Annotated in this window: 13 protein-coding genes; 1 reads left to right on the top strand and 12 read right to left on the bottom strand. The window is 35.2% G+C overall.

Annotated features, from left to right (window positions below):
- Window positions 1-8: 8 nt before the first annotated feature.
- From BLT57_RS03175 to BLT57_RS03135, 9 genes are all read right to left on the bottom strand, one after another.
- Window positions 9-1169, bottom strand: coding sequence for a metal ABC transporter permease (locus BLT57_RS03175; protein WP_091422168.1), 1161 nt, complete (start codon window positions 1167-1169; stop codon window positions 9-11).
- Window positions 1162-2289 (bottom strand): metal ABC transporter permease, encoded by a 1128-nt coding sequence (locus tag BLT57_RS03170; protein WP_091422167.1) that lies wholly within the window; start codon window positions 2287-2289, stop codon window positions 1162-1164. The genes BLT57_RS03175 and BLT57_RS03170 overlap by 8 nt, the downstream gene beginning before the upstream one ends.
- Window positions 2289-3026: a metal ABC transporter ATP-binding protein gene (locus BLT57_RS03165; RefSeq protein WP_091426639.1), complete on the bottom strand. Its 738-nt coding sequence runs from the start codon at window positions 3024-3026 to the stop codon at window positions 2289-2291. Before BLT57_RS03165 ends, BLT57_RS03170 begins: the two co-directional genes overlap by 1 nt.
- On the bottom strand, window positions 3026-3943 hold the full coding sequence (locus tag BLT57_RS03160; protein WP_091422164.1) for a metal ABC transporter solute-binding protein, Zn/Mn family: 918 nt from the start codon (window positions 3941-3943) through the stop codon (window positions 3026-3028). Before BLT57_RS03160 ends, BLT57_RS03165 begins: the two co-directional genes overlap by 1 nt.
- Window positions 3944-3950: 7 nt before the next feature.
- On the bottom strand, window positions 3951-4760 hold the full coding sequence (locus BLT57_RS03155; RefSeq protein WP_091422162.1) for a transporter: 810 nt from the start codon (window positions 4758-4760) through the stop codon (window positions 3951-3953).
- Window positions 4750-5406, bottom strand: a complete 657-nt coding sequence (locus tag BLT57_RS03150) for a metal-dependent transcriptional regulator (RefSeq protein WP_091422160.1) — start codon at window positions 5404-5406, stop codon at window positions 4750-4752. The genes BLT57_RS03155 and BLT57_RS03150 overlap by 11 nt, the downstream gene beginning before the upstream one ends.
- 101 nt (window positions 5407-5507) lie before the next feature.
- Window positions 5508-6644 (bottom strand): efflux RND transporter periplasmic adaptor subunit, encoded by a 1137-nt coding sequence (locus BLT57_RS03145; RefSeq protein WP_091422157.1) that lies wholly within the window; start codon window positions 6642-6644, stop codon window positions 5508-5510.
- A 9-nt stretch (window positions 6645-6653) separates the two neighbouring features.
- Entirely contained in the window at window positions 6654-10985 is a 4332-nt protein-coding gene (locus BLT57_RS03140) for a CusA/CzcA family heavy metal efflux RND transporter (protein ID WP_091422156.1), read from the bottom strand.
- A 71-nt stretch (window positions 10986-11056) separates the two neighbouring features.
- Window positions 11057-11455: a hypothetical protein gene (locus BLT57_RS03135; RefSeq protein ID WP_091422153.1), complete on the bottom strand. Its 399-nt coding sequence runs from the start codon at window positions 11453-11455 to the stop codon at window positions 11057-11059.
- A 124-nt stretch (window positions 11456-11579) separates the two neighbouring features.
- Between BLT57_RS03135 and BLT57_RS03130 the strand changes: the two genes are divergently transcribed.
- Window positions 11580-11999 (top strand): hypothetical protein, encoded by a 420-nt coding sequence (locus tag BLT57_RS03130; protein ID WP_157717105.1) that lies wholly within the window; start codon window positions 11580-11582, stop codon window positions 11997-11999.
- Window positions 12000-12001: 2 nt separating this feature from the next.
- On the opposite strand, the gene BLT57_RS03125 is transcribed toward BLT57_RS03130, so the two are convergent.
- Genes BLT57_RS03125 through BLT57_RS03115 form a run of 3 tightly spaced genes read right to left on the bottom strand, consistent with a single transcriptional unit; the run spans window position 12002 to window position 14471 of the window.
- The gene (locus BLT57_RS03125; RefSeq protein ID WP_091422148.1) at window positions 12002-12145 is read right to left on the bottom strand and encodes a FeoB-associated Cys-rich membrane protein; all 144 of its coding nucleotides are present in this window, start codon (window positions 12143-12145) and stop codon (window positions 12002-12004) included.
- Entirely contained in the window at window positions 12146-14245 is a 2100-nt protein-coding gene (gene feoB / locus BLT57_RS03120) for a ferrous iron transport protein B (RefSeq protein WP_091422143.1), read from the bottom strand.
- A complete protein-coding gene (locus BLT57_RS03115; RefSeq protein WP_091422139.1) occupies window positions 14238-14471 on the bottom strand; it encodes a FeoA family protein in 234 nt (77 codons plus the stop codon). Before BLT57_RS03115 ends, feoB begins: the two co-directional genes overlap by 8 nt.
- Between the last annotated feature and the right edge of the window lie 23 nt (window positions 14472-14494).

The following is a 14494-nucleotide window of genomic DNA, read 5'->3' as shown; positions in this document are numbered from 1 at the left end:
GGAATTGATTAACCTCTAAATAAGAAGAAATCATCTTTCATGTCTTCTATTTGAGTATCTTCATTAGTTATAATATAATCAATAGCTTTTGAGGTAAATTCATCTCCTTTTTGAGTTAATGAAACAACGTCGTGATCAATATGAATCATGTTGTTTTTTAGAGCTAAATCTAGAACTGTTTTTGAACGTACTTTTTGCCAATTGATATGCTCATTTAAATGATTGACATGACGTTCACTTTCGTCATCATGGTTTTTAAGATGTAATAAAAATGTAAGCAGTGATACTTCGGTACGTTGTTGTCTCTCTCTATACATCACAGCTATAATTCCTTTACTAGGCGCAAATAAATACACCACTAAAAACAATAAACCCAGCATGGTAGTTATAGAACCAGCAATGGAGGCATCTAACCAATGCGCGAGCCAATATCCAGAAATAGCGCTAAACACCCCAAAAAGAATGGAAAGCAATAGCATTTTCTTTAAATCTGTAGTTAACAAATAAGCGGCAGCGGCAGGTGCAATCATAAGGGCAACAACAAGAATAGCGCCAACGGCATCAAATGCTCCAACTGTTGTTATAGATGAAACGCTCATGAGCCCATAATGAATCAATGTTGGTGAAAACCCTAAAGAGGCTGCAAGCCCTTTATCGAAAGTACTCAGTTTTAATTCCTTAAAAAAGGCAATCAGTAAAATGATTGTAATCATCAGAATACTGCCAATAATCCAAAGTGATTTCGGACCAATGTCGACTCCCCAAATAAGCAAACGATCAAAAGGTGCAAATGCTAATTCACCAAGCAGCACAGCATCAATATCTAAATGAACATCATTGGCATTTTTTGCAATCATAATAACACCTATACTAAAGAGCACAGGAAACACCAAGCCTATTGCAGTATCTTCTTTTACTAATCCCGTTTTCTGAATATACTCCACTAAAACTACCGTAATGACTCCAGTAATTGCAGCCAATACAATCAATAGTGGTGAATTTAAATCTTGAGTAATAAAAAATCCAACAACAATACCAGGCAAAATGGAATGGCTAATAGCATCACTAATCATAGCCATTTTTCGAAGTACTAAAAATGTTCCAGGAATGGCACAAGCTATAGCAACCATACTTGCAATAAGTTGTATTTCAAGTTGTGTGTTACTCATCGTTCTTTGTTAGTTGATTATATAAATTTGAAGCCGAATTAAATCCTTCTTGAGTTAAACTCCAAGTCGTTCCTTTTAGTGTGACGAAGTTATTCTCTACCAGTTTTTTAAGTGTCCCTCTAGTGAATCCTTGAAAATTATTCAAAATTTTGATCTCATGTGGATGTGAAATATTTTCGTGAGTCTTTGCAATATGATACATAAAAGCTAAGGTTTTATGTAACTCTAGGTCGCGTCTATTTTTAATAAATCGAATCTGTTTAAATAATAAACCTCGGCTTGGTGAAAAGACAAATGAAAACACTACAAAAACAGCAGCGACAATCACAATTACTGGTCCTGTAGATAAATTATTCTGGCTCGCACTAATTGCTGTTCCAAAAACCCCCGAAAAGGCACCAAAAACAGCAGCTAAAAAAACCATTTTAGCCAAACTATTGGTCCATTGTCTTGCCGCAGCTGCAGGCGCTAATAGCATAGCGCTCATAAGTACAACACCAACAGTTTGCAGTCCTAATACGATAGCCAAAACTATAAAACTAGTGATTAAAACGTCAATAGCTTTGGTGTTAAACCCAAGGGTTTTGGCATAGTCTTTATCGAACAATAGAATTTTAAATTCTTTCCAAAATAAGAGTAATACAAACAAGCACATCCCAGTTACAATGGCCATCATCCATACATCACGTTCTACTAACGTAGCTGCTTGTCCGAACAAATATTTATCCAATCCAGCCTGATTAGCATTAGGTTGTTTTTGAATAAAAGTAAGCAAGAGCATTCCGAAGCCAAAAAACAAGGACAAAATTAACCCTAATGCGGTATCCGATTTTAAGTGTGTTTTAGAAACAATGCCTCTAATCCAGAACGTACCAATCAATCCACTTACTAGCGCACCAACAAGCAAGGTATTACTGTCTTTTGCTCCTGTAATTAAGAAAGCAATAGCTATGCCTGGTAGTGCGGCATGAGAGATGGCATCACCAAGGAGGCTTTGTTTTCGCAATACAGCGAAACTACCCAGCATGCCTGTTACAGCTCCTAGAATAGCAGTACCTAGTGTGATGGTGCGTAAGGTATAATCTGAAAACACCAAAGAAAAATACTCTTGAATACCCATTATTCCTGAATACTTACTTTATAATTAATACCATAGGTTTTCGTCAGGTTATCATCATTAAAGATATCCTTAACTGGACCTGTTGCAATTTTTTTGACATTCAAAAAGGTGACCCAATCAAAGTATTCTGGCACCGTTTGTAAATCATGATGCACTACTACAACAGTTTTTCCTGCCTTTCGCAGTTCTTTTAAAATATTGATAATGGCAATTTCAGTAGTCGCATCAACCCCTTGAAATGGCTCATCCATAAAATATATCGCAGCCTCTTGCACCAGTGCTCTAGCCAAAAAGATGCGTTGTTGTTGACCTCCTGACAATTGACTAATTTGTCGATGTTTAAATGGAAGCATTCCTACTTTTTCTAAGGCCTCTAAAGCCGCTTTCTTTTGTTTTTGTCTAGGGCGTTTAATCCATCCTAAACTTCCATAGGTACCCATTGTTACAACATCAAGAGCTGTGGTAGGGAAATCCCAATCAACACTTCCTTTTTGCGGAACATAAGCCACTAAAGAACGTTGTTTTTCGTAGGACTTTCCGTAGATAGAAACACTACCTGCTATAGGTTTTAAAATTCCCAAAATAGATTTAATAAGTGTGGATTTACCGGCGCCATTAGGGCCAACAATGGCCATCAGAACACCTTCTGGAATTTCAAGATCAATATCCCATAATACTGGCTTATAATTATAAGCTACTGTTAAATCGTCAACTTGAACTGCTATTTTGTTTTTCATCATTTTAACGCGTTTACAATAGTATTGACATTATATTCAAACATACCAATATAGGTGCCTTCTTCGGTTCCTAATGTTCCAAGCGCATCTGAATATAAGGTACCACCAATACTGACGTTGTGGCCTTTTGATTTTACTGCCGCCTGCAAAGCTTCTATGGTTCGTTTAGGCACAGAACTTTCAACAAAAATAGCTTTAATGTCTCTTTCAATAATAAAGGCTGAGAGTTTTTGCACATCCTGAACTCCTGCCTCAGTGGCTGTGGATAATCCTTGTAATCCTAAGACCTCAAAATCATATGCTTTTCCGAAGTAATTAAATGCATCGTGAGCTGTAACCAAGATGCGTTTTTCTTTTGGGAGCGTTTCAATAACCGCCTTAATGTCACTTTCTAATAGAAATAATTTTGCAATGTATTCCCTCTCGTTAGCATAGTAGGCTTCTTTATTTTTAGGATCTTTTTCAGCAAGTACTTTGGTTACCTTAGTTGCAAATTGTCTGTAATAATTGATATCAAACCATACGTGCGGATCATAGTTAGATGCAAAATAATCAGAACCTATTAAAGTAGATTTATCTAGTTCTTCACCTAAGGCTATTTGGGTTTTAGTTTTACTTCCCATCTTTTCAAAAACCTCAACAAGTTTTCCTTCAAGGTGCAAACCATTATAGAAAATGATATCTGCATTTACTAATTTGGACACATCACCTTCACTAGCTTTGTATAAATGTGGATCGACACCACTACCCATCAAGCCATTGATATTAATATAATCTCCACCAATATTTTCAACCAAATCACTAATCATAGTGGTGGTCGTAACAACGTTTAATTTGCCATTGGTTTGTTGGTCTGTTTTACAGCCAAAAAGAGTGGTTATGATTAGTACTAATATTATTTGTTTTATAGTTTTCATTCTGTTTTTATTTAGTTGGTAATCTAAAGCTCACACCTGCACTAAGTAATAAATCTTGATCTGCTGTAATACCAGAACCAACTGTGGCATCTAATTGCACATTATTAGATATTAAGTAGGTAAGGCCAGCATCCCACAGGTGATTGGCTTTACTATTTTCAGGCACATTTCCGTAAATCTCTATATATGTTCCCAATGTATCTGTAAGACTATATCCGTAAGACATTGAGTATATATATGATGCTTCAGGAGAATCATCTTGCCATCTGGCTCCAAGGTTATATCCTAGACTTGATCGTTCACTTAAGGTATGTGCAAATGCAAAAATAAAATCAACGCCTGTCGTTTCTGGCTTATAGTCTTCACCTGCAGTAAACGGTAGATAGACATGTCCTAATACTCCTATTTGTGGTCGCCATCCTTTTTCTTCAGTAACTGCAATTTTAGTCCCGAGCAATAATGGACTGAAGCCACTTGTGACATCACTCCATAGATTGCTATTTATCGAATTTCTGCCTTCAGTAAAATTCCATCCCAAACGTAATTCGAGATTATCAAGTAGTCCTAATCGCACCAAAGTAGTGTTATAAGTATAAGTTTCAAACTTAATAATATTATCCTTAAAGCTCTCATAAGCCCCTCCTGTTTCCACCTGAATAAAACCGGGTACTATTGTTGTTGGCGACTCGGTGGCATCAGGCCTATCTGTAACCAATGGTTCAGACGGAGTTTCTTGGTTATTATCATTCTGGGCAAATAATGCTGTTGAGCAGAAGAGAAAAAAGAAACTCAGTAGATTGAGGTTTTTAGTTTTCATCAACATAAATGATTTTAGTGAAATCTTCATTCAATACAATTGTATTCGTTCCAATAGTTATTTGAGTCATTTTATTTGCGGTAAATTGCTTTGAAACCTTTAATGCATTTCTGTATTTAATTCCATTTTGTGCACAGAAATCAAAGAACTCTTTATCATTACTCATTAATCGAGCAATGATATAGGTTTTTCCTTCTTTTGCTTCGGAAAGTGATATTGAGGTATCTATAGTCGTAATTTCACCGTAAGCATTGGGAATAGGGTCTCCATGAGGATCAAACTTTGGATGACCTAAATAATTACTTATCTTTTCTGCTAATAAGTCTGAGGTTTGATGTTCTAAAAGTTCCGCTTCACGATGAATATCATGCAACGACATATCAAACATTTTGAATAAAAAAGCTTCCCAAAGTCGATGCTTTCTTACAACATTGAGTGCCATCTTAGTCCCTTTTTCGGTAAGCTGCAATTTTTGATATTTTTCATAATGCAACAGTTCTTTTAGAGCCAACTTTTTAGCCATATCAGTGGCCGCTGCATTAGAAATACCAAGTTGTTTCGCAATATTGCCAGGTTTGGTGTCTTTAATATCATGTTTATCGTTGTTATAAATTGCTTTTACAAAGTTTTCAATAGCTACTGACATTTATAGAGACTTTAATTATTTTTTAAGTATACTTAAATATATTTCAAAAATAGCTAAAATTTTCATTTGGTACAACAATAGACACGCTTATTCACTATTATTTATTCCTCACCTAACAGGCCAAAACTACCTTTTACCAATAGATGGTCCTTAATTGAAAGAGCGTTGTCATCTATTAACTCTGTATATCCGTTGATCGTATTTCCAATATTGACTTTCACTTTTTTAAAGTAATAATCGAATTCATTGCGTTCATCTAAAACCAAAACATAGTATTCGCCATCAACCTCTACAAGGGCAGATTCGTTTACCACGCTTGTAATTTTTTCAGCGGTGATAATATGAGCATTCACAAACATTCCTGTTAAGAATTTATTAGATTCATCTATTGGATGCCCATGAATTTTTATTGTTCTATTGGCATCTAACGACGTTCCAACCAAATATACTTCTGCATCATAGGTCTCTTTGGATGCCTCAGGAATAGTAAAGAGGATTTTCTGCCCCTTTTTGATCTTCATAATATCCTTTTCAAAAGCAGATAATTCTAAGTGAATATGTGCATTATCGATAATCTCCATAACAGATGTGGCTGGAGACACATAGGTCCCTTTAGAGACATTCACTTTAGTAATACTCCCACTTATAGGAGCATACAATGTAATAATAGAAGTGATATTGCCCTTTTCAACATTTGCTGGTGATATATTAAGCATTGCTAGTTGTTTTCTTAGGCCATTGTATTGAGCCATTGCCGTTTTATAAGTGCTTTCTGCTTTTAAAAAACTCTTTTGGGAGGTTATATTTTCTTCCCACATAGTTTTTTGGCGGTCATATTCAGCTTTTAAGTAATTCAATTGCTCTTTCACTTCCATATACTTCTGCTGCAAGGCTATATATTCAGGATTTTCAAGTGTTACCAACGGTTGCCCTTTTGTAACGGTATCACCCTCTAAAAGTAATGTTGTTTTTATATAACCTCCCATTGTAGAATTTACGACTGCCTTATTTTCAGGAGGAACATCAATCATCCCATTCACAGACACACTTATTGGAAACGCCATTTCTTCTGTCATTCCTAAAGCCATTTCATTTTGATCAAATTGGGCTTTAGATATACTTATACGATCATCTTTGTTTTGTGAACCGATCTTTTGAGTTTCTTTATCAGTATTTGCGCAGCCTGAAAATAAGATGAATAAAAAGACTGTATAGACTGTATGCTTGGTACGTATCATTAGTTTAGTTTAAAAGGTTAAATAATTAAGTTTAATAATAGTTTGATTGTAACTATTGAGATGTTGAAGATGGTCGAGTTGTATTTCATAAGCATTTTCAACACTTATAATATATTGGTAGAAATCAATTTCTCCATTTTTAAAACTGCTATTAGCTGTTTTTAGAATTTCATCAGCGAGCGAAGCACCTTCGTTTTCAAAATATGCTAAAGCTTCTTCATATTGTATTAATTCAGATTGTAGTTCTTGATATTTAGTATTTAAAATAATTTCAAAATTATGTGATTCCTCTTCAGCAATATCTTGCGCAATTCTTGAAGCTTTGATGCGAGAGGACTGTGCATTAAAAAGTAATGGAATCTTCAATCCAAATTGATAACCAGTCAAATTTGTGTTGAGTCCTGAATTAGTCCCTTGGAAATAATTAAGACTAATGTCTGGTAATAATTGTTGTTTCTCAAACTTACGTTTAGCTTGGAATAGGGACATTTTATTCTTAAAATATTGTATTTCAGGGCTACTATTTATACTAATTGATTCTAAAGGAATCTTTGTCAGCGGCTCTTTTTCAATGATTAGTGTATCTTCACTTTGAACGACAGCCATCAATTGTGTAAAAGCCACATCAAGCTCTTGTTGCGCTTTTGATAAATTGAGATTTATTTGTTTTTGTTTCGACTGCGCAGTGATTTTCTCCAAATAATTAGTTTCTCCTAATTCAAAACGTCTTTTAGCAATTGTTGCAAAATTTTGATATAAACTATCTAAACGTTTATAAATGTATTCTTTTTCTAGGGCATGCAAGTATTCATAATAATTGGAGGTCACCTTTCTTTTTAATACTTTTTCTTTTATTGCATAGTTTGATAATTCTAGATCATAGTTTGCGGAATTCAACCTTTTACCAGCAAAATAAACCGTTGGAAATTTAAAATCTTGTTGTATTCCAAAAACACGAATAGGTTGATTATTGAAGGCTAAATTATTCTCATCATAAGAATAATAAACTTCGGTTTTATCAAAATCAAAAGCCGTATTAATTAACACATCAGATTGATTAACCTTCAATTTATTCGCCTTAAGCCCAGCGTTGTTGTCGACGGCTATTGTTATTAATTCGCCAAGTATTACTGATTTCTCCTGACTAAAAGAGATTGACGAATATAAACTCATCAATACGATAATGCCAAAACGTGTATTTTTCCTAAATTTGAAGGATTTCTTTTTAGTACTATTGAAGTAGGAATACAATACAGGGAGTACAATCAAAGTCAGTAAAGTAGCCGTAACCAAACCACCTATAACCACTGTAGCCAATGGCCTTTGAACCTCTGCTCCTGCATTCGTCGAGATAGCCATTGGCAGAAAACCAAGAGCTGCTGCCGCTGCAGTTAATAAGACGGCACGTAATCTATCTTTAGTCCCTTGTTTAATAAGCGTTTCCATGTCTTCAATTCCTTCTTGTTTTAATTCTTTAAAATGTTCAATAAGCACAATACCATTGAGTACGGCAATCCCAAAAAGTGCAATAAAACCAACTCCTGCTGAAATACTAAAAGGCATGTCGCGTATCCAAAGAAATAATATCCCTCCTACTGCAGCTAACGGAATTGCAGAGTAAATTAAAAGGGCGTCTTTAATGGAATTAAATGCAAAGTAGAGCATTAAAAATATGAGAATGAGAGCAATTGGCACAGCAATTAATAAGCGTGATTTCGCATTTTGTAGGTTCTCAAATTGTCCTCCATACGTAATGGTATACCCAACAGGTAATTTAACATTAGTATCGATAAGGTTTTGAACATCAGCAACAACAGATTCTAAATCTCGATTTCTTACGTTAATTCCAACGACAATACGTCTTCTTGTATCATCTCGTGAAATTTTAGCAGCGCCTTTTTGGTAAGTAATTTCTGCTAATTCGCTCAAAGGAACCTTACCTCCATTTGGTAGATCCACATAGAGGTTTTTAATATTATTAATATCCCGTCGTTTGGACGCATCTAATCTTACAACCAAATCGAAACGCTTTTCCCCTTCAAAAACGCTACCCACGGTTCGTCCAGCAAACCCCATAGACAACATATTGTTGAGGTCTTCAATATTTAATCCATAACGAGCTACCTTCGCTCGATTATACTTTACGCTCATTTGGGGTAAACCATCAATTTTTTCTACAGAAATATCTGCGGCTCCTTCAACATTTTGAATCAACGCTTTTATTTCAGATCCCTTTTTAGAAAGTATGTCTAGATTTTCTCCAAATATTTTGATTGCAATATCTGCTCTAACTCCTGTAATTAGTTCATTAAAACGCATCTCAATAGGTTGAGTAAACTCTACTTCCATCCCTGGTATTATTGTCAATGCCTCCTTAAATTTATCTGCTAATTCATCTTTAGTAGAAGCCGAAACCCACTCTTTTTTCGGCTTCAATACGATAATAACATCACTCTCTTCCATAGACATCGGGTCTGTAGGTACTTCTGCTGCACCTATTCTGGTAACTACCTGTTTTACTTCTGGGAAGTTATCCAATAAGATCCTTTCTATTTTTGTGGTAATCTCTACAGTTTCACTCAAGGAAGTTCCTGTTCTGAGGACGGGTTGGATTACAAAATCGCCTTCATCTAAAGTGGGGACAAACTCTCCTCCCATATTTGCAAACAAATAGGCTGACACAGCTAGTAGTGCGATAGCGACACTCAATACCAACTTTTTACTTTGTAGTGCCCAATGAATTGTTGGTTCGTACAATCTATTAAGCCAACGCATTAAACGTATAGAAATATTATTTTTTGAGGCCTTTGATGGTTTAAGAAATAAAGAAGCTGCCACTGGAACATAAGTAAAACAAAAAATCATGGCTCCAATCAACGCAAAACTGAAGGTTAGGGCCATCGGTTTAAACATTTTACCCTCAACACCACTTAATGAAAGAATAGGGATAAAGACAATAAGAATAATAAGCTGACCAAAAATAGCTGAATTCATCATTTTTGAAGCACCAAGGAAAGTAATTTCATCTTTAACAGATTGGATTTCATTGGCCTTCAATTTAGAAAACTCTCCTTGTTTCTCTGTGATTCTAAATGCTATAAATTCAACAATAATAACAGCACCATCGATAATTATTCCGAAATCAATTGCGCCTAAACTCATAAGGTTCGCATCCACTCCAAAGATGTACATCAAGGACAATGCAAACAACAAACACAAAGGAATCACAGATGCCACCACTAAACCCGAACGCCAATTACCTAACAGTAATACCACAACAAAGACCACTATAAGACATCCTAAAACAAGATTTTCAGTTACTGTAAACGTTGTTCTTCCTATTAACTCACTACGATCTAGAAAGGCATTAATGTAAACCCCTTTAGGCAATGATTTTGAAATTGTGGCAACCCGATCTTTTACGGCATCAATAACTTCTTTTGAATTTGCGCCTTTCAGCATCATCACCTGACCCAACACTTTTTCACCTTCCCCATTTCCTGTGATTGCTCCAAATCGCAGTGCATTACCGAAACCTACCTTAGCTACATCTTTGATATAAATAGGAATACCCGAAGTGTTTTTTACAACAATATTTTCAATATCTTCCAAGCTAGTGACTAAGCCATCTCCTCTTATAAAATAGGCTTGGTTCACCTTTTCTATGTAACCACCACCTGTGATACTATTATTAGTCTCAAGTGCGTTAAAAACGTCATGGGCAGAAATGTGCATCGCATTAAGCTTTTGGGTATTTATTGCGACTTCATATTGTTTTAAGAAACCACCCCAAGTATTGACTTCTACCACTCCAGGAATTCCTGATAATTGACGTTTTACAATCCAATCTTGAATCGTACGCAGATCTTGTGCTGTATATTCATTTTTATATTCTGGTTCTACATCTAGAATGTATTGGTAAATTTCTCCAAGACCCGTAGTGATTGGCCCCATTTCTGGAGTTCCAAAACCATCTGGTATGTTCTCTGAAGCCGATTTAATTTTTTCTGCAATAAGTTGTCGTGGTAAGTAAGTCCCAATATCATCATTGAATACTATAGTCACTACCGATAATCCAAATTTAGACACCGAACGAATTTCTTCCACTCCAGGAAGATTCGCCATCTCTAATTCTACAGGATAGGTAATAAACTGTTCCATATCCTGTGTTGAAAGGTTACGTGATGTGGTAATTACCTGAACTTGATTATTGGTAACATCTGGAACAGCACCAATAGGAATTTTTGATAGCGAATACAATCCGAAACCGATGACAAATAGAGTAAATAACAGAATAATAAATTTATTCCTTAGGCTAAATTTTATAATATGAGATAACATAATTCATTGATAAATTGTGTGACAACTCATTTCAAAATAAGTTGACAAAAAACATTAAATAATTCAATAAATTATGCGTGCTTGGGAGGTTGTAGTAATCCTTTCTTATGCAGTGATGAAAACGACGAATGGTAATGAAAATTTGCCGTATTTATTTCCATAATTTCTATAACCTCTAATTCTGAAAATAAATCTTGCATAACGAATGCCGTAATAAGTAGCATATGATCAGAACACTGAAATGGCAGCTGCTTGTGCTCCTGCTCCTCTTCTTGGTGTTTTTGATTATGATCAGCTTTCAACTCTCCGTAGTGTTTAGAGATGAACACAAAAAAATTATCCCCATACTCTGCTTTATGAAATTGTGCATGCTCAATTAACTCATCAAACTGCACAATATCATCGTAATCTATATGCAGACTTTGCACAAGAATTAAAGACGTTAATAGTATGGCAAATAATTTACTCATCTTAACAAAGTTAAAAAAAATTTGATGCTATGGTAATTATACCTAAGTAATCTATTCGTTTATACTTATATTCGGAAAATATAACACTTGAAAAAATCGGTCATATTTATAAGAAAGCACATTCATGAAATATACTATGTTCTTACTCTTTTTAGTAATGATACATCAAGTGTCATCTCAATCAAGTTTTATTAAAGATTCATTGAGCATCATCAAAATAATTAAATTTCAAGGGAAAGTTGAATATCTGTCGCATAAGGTAAGCTTCGAAAAGCTTATTTCAGATTCTCGATGTCCAAAAGATGTGATGTGCATCAGAGCAGGTGAGGCAAAAGTTCTCATTTCAGTGTATAAAAACGATATTTTTCTGACCGACAAAGAAGTGGTTATTCATGCCAGTGGGTATGTAACTGAAGAGAACAACTTAATATTTGTTGCTCAGGATTTTAAAATATTTGGAATAAACTTAACGCCATATCCTCAAAACGGAAATCCAATCCCTGAAAAAGACTATAATTTAGAAATCGTATTTCATCCCAAATAATCTTAGTGACACCCGCAGTCATCTTGTCCACAGGTCTTTGAAGGTGCTGCCTTCTTTTTTGGAAGCAGTCCGAACTTTTGTAAGAGGAACCAAACGGCTATTCCTAGCGCTAGAATTACTAATATGTTTTGGATAACTGTGTTCATTTATTTTAAAAATTGGTAGGCGATTAATGCTACAATATACGCAAAAGCGCTCATAATAGTCAACTGTAGCATTGGCCACTTCCATGTATTTGTTTCACGTTTAACTATGGCCAACGTGCTCATACATTGCATGGCAAACGCATAAAACAATAATAGGGATATTCCACTTGCAAAGTTAAATAATGGTCCGCCAAGAATAGGATTCACCTCTCCAGCCATTCGATTTTTTATGGTCTCTTGTTCATCACTACCAACGCTATAAATAGTGGCTAAAGTTCCAACAAAAACTTCACGAGCGGCAAATGAACTGACAATCGCAATTCCTATTTTCCAATCGTATCCTAGCGGTCTTATTGCCGGTTCAATAGCATGTCCGGCAATACCTATAAATGAATGTTCCAATTTATGAGATGCGATTTTTTGGTTTAATTCTTCCGAAGATAAATTCTCGGAAGCTGAGGCTGTTCTTACAATTTCTTCTGCATTATTAAACTCTTCTCCAGGTCCGTAAGATGCCAAGAACCAAAGCACAATAGATATAGCTAGTATGATTTTACCTGCTCCAAATACGAAGGATTTAGTTTTCTCTAAAACGGCTAAGACCACATTCTTAAACAATGGAACTTTATAGTTTGGCATTTCAACAACAAAAAAGGTCTTGCTTTTTATCTTCATTATTTTGTTTAAGATCCAAGCCGAAATAATAGCGGTTCCAAACCCAATGAGATAGAGTAACATTAAGGTTAGTGCTTGATAACTCAACCCGATAAAATAGCCTTCTGGAATGACTAACGAAATGATAATTAAATATACTGGCAATCGCGCAGAACAGGTTGTAAAAGGCGTTACTAAAATAGTGATTAAGCGTTCTTTCCAACTTTCAATATTTCTAGTAGCCATAATTGCGGGAATAGCGCAAGCGGTTCCAGAAATTAAGGGCACTACACTTTTGCCACTCAACCCAAAACGACGCATAATGCGGTCCATTAAAAAGACCACACGACTCATATAACCACTTTCTTCCAAAATAGAAATGAATAGAAACAAAAATGCAATTTGCGGAATGAATATAACAATGCCACCAAGCCCTGGAATAATACCTTCTGCAATTAAATTGGTAAAAGCACCTTCAGGCATGATGTTTTTAGCCCATTCACTTAAGGAAGCAAATGTAGTGTCTATGAAGTCCATTGGAACACTTGACCAAACGTAAATGGCTTGAAAAATGGTTAACAAAATAATTCCAAAAATTAAATAACCCCAAACCTTATGTGTTAGAATTCTATCTAACCGTATACGCAAATCTTTGGCACTTTTTAAATCAATGGTTTGGCCTTTTTTAAGCGTATTATTAATAAATTGATACCGTTTAATGGTTTCTTTTTGCTGCAAACGCTTGAGATCTGCTTTGCTTTTGGTTTTAAAACTATCTATTGCATCTACTTGATTTCGATCAATTTTTCCGAAGTTGACATCTTGAGTAATGACCAACCACAGCTTATAAAGTAACTGGTTTGGAAATGCCTTACGCAGTTTATCAAAATAATCTGCATCAATTTCAGAGGCTTTTAAACAAGGTGTTACTGATAGTTCCTTATAGCTCATTATTAACTCTTTAAGCTGGTCAATACCATTATTTTTTCTGGTGCTGATTAAGGCAATTTTAGTTTGTAACTGTTGCTCTAAATATGGCATATCTAACTGAATGCCCTTATATTTCATTCGATCAGACATATTGATTACCAATATCGCTGGAATCTCTAAGTCTTTTATTTGTGTAAATAGTAATAGATTTCGTTTTAAGTTTTCTACATCACTAACCACAACAGCTACATCAGGAAAATCTTTATCTTTTTTATTTAATAAAAGTTCGATAACGACATTCTCGTCTAAAGAGGAGGCATTTAAACTGTAGGTGCCAGGCAAATCAATGATATGCGCTTTTACACCTCTAGGAAGTTTACATATGCCTTCCTTTTTCTCTACAGTAATACCAGGGTAATTACCTACTTTTTGATTCAAGCCCGTTAATGCATTGAAGACAGACGTTTTGCCCGTATTCGGATTTCCAATAAGCGCAACGTTAATTTGTTTACTCATTAGAAATATCTATTAAAATGTGAATGGCTGTTTCTTTTCGGATGGCGAGATGGGTGCCATTAATGTTAAGATACATAGGGTCGGCAAAAGGAGCCATTTGTACAAGTTCTACTTTGTTCCCAGGCAAACAACCCATTTCTAGGAGTTTAAGTGGAATATGAATGGAGGATACATCTATGATGATCCCCTGTTGCCCTCGTTTTATATCTGCTAAAGTGACTTGCAAGCTTATTTAGATTGATTTTAAAG

Source organism: Formosa sp. Hel1_31_208 (assembly GCF_900104785.1).
In the GTDB taxonomy this organism is placed as follows: Bacteria; Bacteroidota; Bacteroidia; order Flavobacteriales; family Flavobacteriaceae; genus Psychroserpens.
This window is presented reverse-complemented; position numbering and strand designations above follow the sequence as displayed.

What these genes read in the sequence shown, in the direction of transcription:
- BLT57_RS03160 (WP_091422164.1), bottom strand. Translation starts at nt 3,943, where the DNA reads ATGAAAACTATAAAACAAATAATATTAGTACTAATCATAACCACTCTT.
- BLT57_RS03140 (WP_091422156.1), bottom strand. Translation starts at nt 10,985, where the DNA reads ATGTTATCTCATATTATAAAATTTAGCCTAAGGAATAAATTTATTATT.
- BLT57_RS03165 (WP_091426639.1), bottom strand. Translation starts at nt 3,026, where the DNA reads ATGAAAAACAAAATAGCAGTTCAAGTTGACGATTTAACAGTAGCTTAT.
- BLT57_RS03150 (WP_091422160.1), bottom strand. Translation starts at nt 5,406, where the DNA reads ATGTCAGTAGCTATTGAAAACTTTGTAAAAGCAATTTATAACAACGAT.
- BLT57_RS03175 (WP_091422168.1), bottom strand. Translation starts at nt 1,169, where the DNA reads ATGAGTAACACACAACTTGAAATACAACTTATTGCAAGTATGGTTGCT.
- BLT57_RS03135 (WP_091422153.1), bottom strand. Translation starts at nt 11,455, where the DNA reads ATGAGTAAATTATTTGCCATACTATTAACGTCTTTAATTCTTGTGCAA.
- feoB (WP_091422143.1), bottom strand. Translation starts at nt 14,245, where the DNA reads ATGAGTAAACAAATTAACGTTGCGCTTATTGGAAATCCGAATACGGGC.
- BLT57_RS03155 (WP_091422162.1), bottom strand. Translation starts at nt 4,760, where the DNA reads ATGAAAACTAAAAACCTCAATCTACTGAGTTTCTTTTTTCTCTTCTGC.
- BLT57_RS03125 (WP_091422148.1), bottom strand. Translation starts at nt 12,145, where the DNA reads ATGAACACAGTTATCCAAAACATATTAGTAATTCTAGCGCTAGGAATA.
- BLT57_RS03130 (WP_157717105.1), top strand. Translation starts at nt 11,580, where the DNA reads ATGAAATATACTATGTTCTTACTCTTTTTAGTAATGATACATCAAGTG.
- BLT57_RS03170 (WP_091422167.1), bottom strand. Translation starts at nt 2,289, where the DNA reads ATGGGTATTCAAGAGTATTTTTCTTTGGTGTTTTCAGATTATACCTTA.
- BLT57_RS03145 (WP_091422157.1), bottom strand. Translation starts at nt 6,644, where the DNA reads ATGATACGTACCAAGCATACAGTCTATACAGTCTTTTTATTCATCTTA.